The 7,380-nt window shown below is 62.9% G+C and carries 3 protein-coding genes; all 3 read left to right on the top strand.

Going from position 1 to position 7,380, the window contains the following annotated elements:
* Positions 1-64 precede the first annotated feature (64 nt).
* The 3 genes from Cba03nite_RS39215 (at position 65) to Cba03nite_RS39205 (ending at position 6,862) form a co-directional block, all read left to right on the top strand.
* On the top strand, positions 65-3,046 hold the full coding sequence (locus Cba03nite_RS39215) for a DUF4365 domain-containing protein (protein WP_203757621.1): 2,982 nt from the start codon (positions 65-67) through the stop codon (positions 3,044-3,046).
* A 205-nt stretch (positions 3,047-3,251) separates the two neighbouring features.
* Positions 3,252-4,451: a hypothetical protein gene (locus tag Cba03nite_RS39210; RefSeq protein WP_203757620.1), complete on the top strand. Its 1,200-nt coding sequence runs from the start codon at positions 3,252-3,254 to the stop codon at positions 4,449-4,451.
* 413 nt (positions 4,452-4,864) lie between these two features.
* On the top strand, positions 4,865-6,862 hold the full coding sequence (locus Cba03nite_RS39205) for an AAA family ATPase (protein WP_275411649.1): 1,998 nt from the start codon (positions 4,865-4,867) through the stop codon (positions 6,860-6,862).
* The last annotated feature ends 518 nt before the right edge of the window (positions 6,863-7,380 follow it).

The raw sequence follows: 7,380 nt of genomic DNA, 5'->3' as shown, positions 1-7,380 counted from the left end.
AGCGCCCCAGCTTGACCGACAGTTTGCATCTGAGCCATTACACACATGGAGATGGACGGCACGCATGCGCAGCGGTGAAGACGAACAGACTGGTACGTCCGGTCTTACGTTCGTAAAGTGGCTGTTCCAAAGGATTGGCTGGGGTCCGGTCGACAACTATCAGCATGACCTCGGTGTGGACTTGTTCGTGCAGGTGCGCGACGACCGTCGCTTTGACCGTACGACGTTGGTCGCTGTCCAGGTTAAGGCTGGGAACTCGTACTTCAAGTCCCCGCAGAAGGATGCGGCTGATAACACTGTTGGGTGGTGGTATGCGGAGAGCAAGGTCGACCACTTCGACGATTGGGTCCGGCACCCCCTACCGCACTTCCTGGTACTGGTAACAGATGACCAGGATACGACCTACTGGGTGCATCTAACGGCTGACAAGATCCAAAAGACGGGCAAGGGCTGCAAGGTACTTGTTCCCGCCAACCAGCACATCGACCGAGCGAGCTTTGACGCCCTTATGGCGGCCGCAAGCTCGGCAAAGGCCACGCGTGAGCTGCAAGGATTGATCTACAGCGCTGGAGCGAACTCCGTCGGGCCGGCAAGGTCTCTCAGGCACTCCTTGATCGCACCACGCCTGATCGCTCCGCAACGAGGCGATTATTCGCGCACGCTCGAGCCGGAGGAAGCGATCGCGCTGATCATGTTGGGCCGCTATCAGGATCTGACGTTCTACAGCCGTCAGAGGCACGACGGAGAAGCCTCGAAGACCCCCCACCCAAACAAACAACTCATCGCAGCGTCCCCGTCCTCGGCCGACTGGCGATGGCAGTTCTTCCACGCCCTACGTGAGTTCGCGACCAAGCGGGACACGGAGCCGATCCTTCACCTGGCCACAAGGACCATTGGTGGCCGGCCAAAACCCGAAGGAACATACCGGCGCGCAGCCGCTGTGGCCGTCGCGGCGGTGGGACTAATAGACACCGAACGGTGGCAGGATGCGGTAGACCTACTGGAGAACGCATCATCAGAAGACCTCAATCCGGTTGACTATGGGTGGATACTCACTCTTCGCGCTCTGATCCTCTTTGAGCAGAACCAAGGCGACGACGCCCGCCGGGCCGCCGTCAAGGCTCTGCGCGCGCTGGGCGGGGACCACGACGATGTCACCGCACGAGCCATCGGCAGGGCGGCGGCCACACTTCTCATCACCGTGCCGCGCAGGTCCCTTGGCAAGAACGCGACCGAGGATGACGCCTTTGAACAGGATCGCGCTGATGGGCGCAAGCACAGAGAGATGCTGGATACGGCCGTCTCATGGTGGCAGGGATTGGAGATCGCTGATGCTCTCGACAAGTACGACACCATCACCCATGCAAGTTGGGGCAAGATCACAGACCTAGGTGGGGAGATCTCGGCCTCATCACAGAATCAGCTCGCTGGTGCCTGGTTGTCCGCAATGCTGGCAGGTGACCGAGCCCGAGCAAGATGGCCACTGCTCATCCAGGCGCAACACGAACTTCAACACCAGGAAGTCTGCTGGCGTGACGCGCGTGCCGAAGAGTTCGGCAACTCTGGGTCGCACCCCGCAGCGGGCGGCGGCAGGGAATCGTCACGCAGTCAGGACGCGGCCCGCGAGGTCGCTGAGTCGCTGGACCGACTACGTCGATACGGCCTACAAAAGGAACTCGACGTCGCTGTTGCCCGCCTGTGGCGGACCGGCCCAACCGAACCCTTGATGGTCAACCTTCGGCGCGCCATCGATCAGCCGTGGCGGAACACCACCGCCCGAAGCAAGATCGTTTTAATGACCCGGGCGGGTGACCTGCTCGACTTCGCTGGTGCCGCAGAAGCAGTCGGACAGTGTCTCGACGCGCTGAGCGACCCGGAGGAGTTTCACAGACAGATAACACCGACATTCTCTGCACGGCACTTCCTCGGCGACGCCGTTCGCCGCATGCTTGTTGCTGCTGACACCGCCACGCATGCACGAGTCCTCGAAATGGCCCTGTCGAACATCCCTCTGTTGAATGCCGAAAGCGCGGGAGAGGAGCACTTACTTGACCTTGTTCGACAGATAAAGCCCGATGTCCTCGGCGTTCGCTGCGAGGATGTGCATCGAGCGGTCAATGCCACCACAGGACGGCGCTTGGCGCTGCTGCTGCTAGGCAAGCTCGCCGAGTCAGGTGACCAGCTCGCGCAGACCGAGCTGGAGCGACGGGTCGAGCAGGGCGACTACGACGCTGCGGGCATCATCGGAACGATCGCGGCATTCAGTCCTGTAGCTGCGCGGAAGCTCGTCGACCATGACCAAACGGCATGTCGCTCCATGCTGGAAGAGGCACGCCGCGGAAGTTACGGCGGGGGCGGCATCGACCACGCCCGCAATCTGGCCGCTATGGGCTTGGCATTTCCGGATCTGGCCGATTGGGACACGGTGCTCGAGGTCGTCCTCGATCCGCAGGTAGCGGTAGTCGACAAGCTCGGTACCGTCATGCTGCTGGCAAACACCACGGCCGTTCCCGAGCATATCAAGACACGGTTGCGCATACACCTCGTCGAACATCAAGTGATTCCCGCCCGCCCGGTCTTCGGGCCGCCTCTGGACGAACTGACTGCCGCGTGTTACCGGCTAGCGCTTTCGGTGGGAGCAACCGACGCGACCCGCGCCCTGGCACAGGTGCTCAACTGGCTGCGTGGTTCAGCGCTGAAGCGCCGTGTAGCCACACAGATCGTGACCGCCCTCGCCGGCATGGCCGTCGATCCGGTTGTCCAGGGGGCCCTGATGATGCTTACCGGTGATCCACAGGTTGAAGTCCGGCGAGCCGCAGCGATTGCTCTAGCTAGAGGAACGCCGGCAAGGTCCTCGATACCAGTGGAGCAGGCGCTGCTGGCAGCCGGTCGCGAGGCTGGCTGCGCTGTGCCGCTGGCGCTGGCGCAAACCCTGTCTGCCATACCCCAAGGGTGGGAGGGTCGAGATGATCTCAAGGCGACACTGACGGGCCACCGATCGGCCCAGATTCGGCATGCCGCGGTCAGAGATTCGCCGACGATCTGATGCGGCCAATCCCACGGCTTCTGGCAGGTGAGGAACCGCCCGCCAGGGCGCGGTGCCGCCAGAAATTCGGTGACTCCAGTCGCGCAACGGGACGCTGACGTTGCGTTCCTACAGGATCAAAACCCCGCACCGTCGCGGCGTAAGATGCTGCTGCTGGTAGGTCCATGGAATGGAGCGGACGCACTTGGGCAGTCGGTCTCGCGCGATGAGAGCATCGCGAGTTGCCCCCGCATCGCTGCTGAACATTTTTGCCGTTGTCGGAGTCGGCGACGGCGACGGATCGCTTACGCGCGAGGTGGACATATGTAAGGCCGCTCTGCTCTATGCCGACCATGTGACGATCGCAAGCCCTCGGATCTTCGGCGTGGTCGCGGCGATGGGCATCGTGGCCGTGACCCCCCAGACGTTCAAGCGGGTCATGAGTCAGGCTGTGCGCCACGGCGGGAACACTATGCGGGACTCGGCCGAGACGGTGCGTGTTTTCGGGGATGCCTTGGACGCGTTTCCGCCTCGACACGAGTTGACACCGAGGCAGCGCCAAGAAAAGGCCCAGCTCACGCGGGAGATCGACCGTGGGATGGACGCGTTGAGGCACACCGCGAGAAATAACCTGAGCGGCCAGGGCGCGGACCCGCTGATCGCCGCGGTCCAAGAGGGCCTGCTCACGCTGGATCCCCTGGTACATGAGGATGAGAGCTTCGATGAGCTGCCTGCGGACATCCTACTCACTCGGTACGTCGACGTAATCAGGTCATCTCTTGGAGCCGCGAGTGGCTATCCCCTGTTCGATGACGATACGGGCCACCTGGCCAGGTTGGGCCTGGACGAAGGCTTCTTCGTCCGTTCCGACGCGGGACGAGTCCGTGGGGCAGAGGCTGCCGTCGGCACGGGCCTCTGGGGCTATCTACCTGGCTTCCCGCACGCCGACATGTCGGAAATCATCGACATTCGCCGGACGTTGGATGGCCCGCTGGGCCGTTTTCGGGCCGCTGTGCACGGTCTGGCAAGCGGCGTTGACATTAGCGCTGAAGATCCTGGCTTCGCCGAAGTGCTCGACCAGAAGTGGCTGTATGAGGTCAAGCCGGCATTGGATGAGATCGATGAGCGCATCCGGCAAGACGCCTCGCTGCTGTCGTTGGCCGGCCGTGTTGCCCGAGGCGCCTTCGAACCGCTCCGAACCGCAGCGGCTGGCGCTGGCCTTGGCGGGTTGACGATCGCCGCGGGCCCGGCCAAGTGGATCGCCGCAGCAGCCGGGCTGGCGGTCGCCGGGGTGGCGCCCGTATTGCAGGCATCGCATGAGCGACGCACGGCTATCAACGAGATCGAAAGAGCGCAGTACTACTTTCTGTACCGGGCCGATCGACGAATGCGAGGCAGACAAGCTAGACCCACCTGGAGTTCCTAACACAGTCGCTTGACATCGATGGCGTCCAGTCCTATCCGTGGGCTTCGCCGCGGCATTCGATCATCAATCGCCTTCCGCCGCGACGGCGTCCGCCTGGTCGGCATCAGCGCAGAGGTCTGTGGGTTCGCCACCATGCAAGGCGACGGCGAGCACCTCGGCGATCTGTCCGACGCGCCCACAGTGCTGCGCCTCGACGGATCACCTCAGGCAGATCGGCAGTAGCAGCCGATGCACTGGCCACCGAACCGGTTGAGGTGTGGTCTGGCGAGACCATCGCCCACCAGCTCTCCTGGGCCGACATGTACCTGTGCTTCGTCTCCTACATGCCAGGGTTCTGCCGCGTCACCGCCGCCGACGACAGCCGTCAAGGATTACCCGTTCGTCAATTGCGGCAGCAGTTGCAATGATGATGCGTGCGCATTACAGGTATCTCAGTCAAGAACTTTCTCGGGGTAACGTCCGCAGCAGTGTCGACCGACAGGCCGCTGACCGTCATAACCGGGGCTAATGGTTCCGGTAAGTCGACGCTGTTGCATGCGCTGCGTCTAATGGTCGATGCCCTCGGCGACAGCGCACCGGAAATGATCACGACACTGGAACGGAAGTGGGCGACGGCAGGGCGACTCGGAACAGGGTCATTCGAGATCCGCGTAAGGATCCAATTTGAGGATGCCGAGGAACGCGCCCTCATCGACGCCTTCTACAGGGCCGCGACCCTCAACCTTTGCCATCCGGAGGCCGCCGACGTCCCCGCGCTCACAGCCGCCATCGACGCCCTGCTTCCCGCCGAATCGTCCAAGCCGTTAACAAACGGCGAACTGGTCGTGCTGCGAGACGCGAGCCGACGCAACCGGTGGACCGTCGGCTGGGAGTTTGAGGCGAGCCATGGCCAGGCACACGTTCAGGTGCTCGGAGACGAGATGCCCAACCTGGTGGACGGTCCTGTGACCTCAACGACCAGCAACACGCAGTACATGTCGGAACTCTTGACGGCCACTAACAACATAGTTCCGAGAATCCTCGCCGATCAGGCCAGCGTCGACCTGTTGAACCAGATCTCCGGACGGCGGATCGACTTCCTGGTGGCGGGACTGAACGCCCCCGCCCAACCGGAGTGGATCATACACGTGTGGCAGGCGGTTGGCCATCGTGGCGGCATACAAGACAGGCTGTCGTTCGGCGCCGTCCTGCGGACGCTGATCGGAGCACGTTTGCAGATCACCGACAACCATCGGGCACCCGTCCGAACCGAGTTTGAGGTCGCTGAACTGGCGATCGCCCCAAACCTGAGCGATGGTGCTCTGCTCGCGCTCGAACTGCACCGCTTGAAGAACGGCGGCCCCGACGAACGCGAACGATTCGCCCGTACTCAGGATCTGTTCCGGCAACTTACCGGCGTGCGTTTCGACTCCACGCAACAGACCATCACTACCGCCGATGGGGTCATCGTCTCCATCGAACCGGTCATCGAAGAGCATGGGGCCACTGCCGCAACCTGGGACGTACCGCTGAGGCGGGCCGGCGCAGGCTCGGTCGAGGCATTGCTGCTGGCTACACTGATTGCCGACACCCGCCGCTGTCTGTTCCTCGACGAGCCAGGTGTTCACCTGTCACCCACCGCTCAAGCTCGACTGCTTTCCATGCTGCGCAGCCGAGGGCAGCAGTCAGGTCAGGCGGTGTGGGTGACGCACAATCCTGATCTCGTGCCTGCTACGTCCGAGCAGGATCTGCACAGCATCGTGCGACTGTCGCAGGGAAGATCCGGAGACCGTGTCCACACACTGCGGCCGCGTACCCCCGCAACTGTCGCGGCAATCACCCGCCTGCTCGCAACCGCCGAAGTCCGCTCTGTGCTGTTCGCTGAGGGTCTGGTGATCTTCGAGGGTCCGACCGATGTCGCGGCATTCAGTCGATGGCTCGCCGACGGCGCCATGACCAACGACGGCCAGCGATTGCCCAGCCCAGGCGAGCGGAACATCGCGTTCGTGGCCGGAGGCGGCGACTCCACATTCGGCAGCCTCGCCGGACTCGCCGATGAGCTAGGCGTGCCCTGGGCAATCGTGACCGACGGTCCAGCAATGCAGCCAGCCAGCAATCTGGCGAAACAGCTGACCAAGCTCCGGCGAACGGTCCCCCTGGGTGGCAGCACCTTGACTGACGTCGTCAACGGCTGGGCCAAGGTAGGTGTACACACACTTGCGGACCAGTTCGGCGCCGACGGTACCAAGGGCGGCGAGATCGAGGCCTTCTTCCAACGGACTGACCCAGCAGCTCTCGCCCAGGCACAACGGGACGTCGGCAACAAGAAGAGCCCGCGGGTAGGCGCAGCCTTCGCCGATGCAGTGCCGATCCCTTCCCAGGTCGTAGAACTCTGGGCAGCGCTGCTCACGTCACTCGACCTTCCCGTCTGAGCCAACACCTGAGGTGCCCGCACCCGCCAAGGCCAACGTTTGGCGCGGGACGATCCAGTCTGTCCGACATCACAAACAACGGTCGTCGCCACCCAAGAGGACGGACGTTCGCAGGACACGAAACCCGGCATATCAAAGCAGGAAGGGACGATCTCACCGCCGCCGAGAGTGGCGGTGCTCGTCAAATCGGCACGGAGACGTAGAACCTAGGACTCAGCCAGGGCGGGAACTGCGCTGTGGGCAGGAATCTGCCCACAGCGCAGGATGTCAGGACGACCGCTTGTTGGGCAGTGTTGGGCGATGTTGGGCTGGCCAGGCTAGCCGAGACGTGCATCGGACGCCGTCAGCAGACCTTAACAAGGCATGAAGACGTCTCCGGCCAATGAGTACATAGCCAAGCCCACCACTCGTGTCGATAAGACACTCCACCCGCACCCATGCTTACCCGCCGCCCTCCCTGATCGCGAGTCACCTACATCGGATATTGATCATGAGGTTTGATGCCGACCAGCTCGCCT

The sequence above is a fragment of the Catellatospora bangladeshensis genome (assembly GCF_016862575.1).
Classification (GTDB): domain Bacteria; phylum Actinomycetota; class Actinomycetes; order Mycobacteriales; family Micromonosporaceae; genus Catellatospora; species Catellatospora bangladeshensis.
Note: the sequence above shows the minus strand (reverse complement) of the source record. Positions and strands in the feature narration are given on the sequence as shown.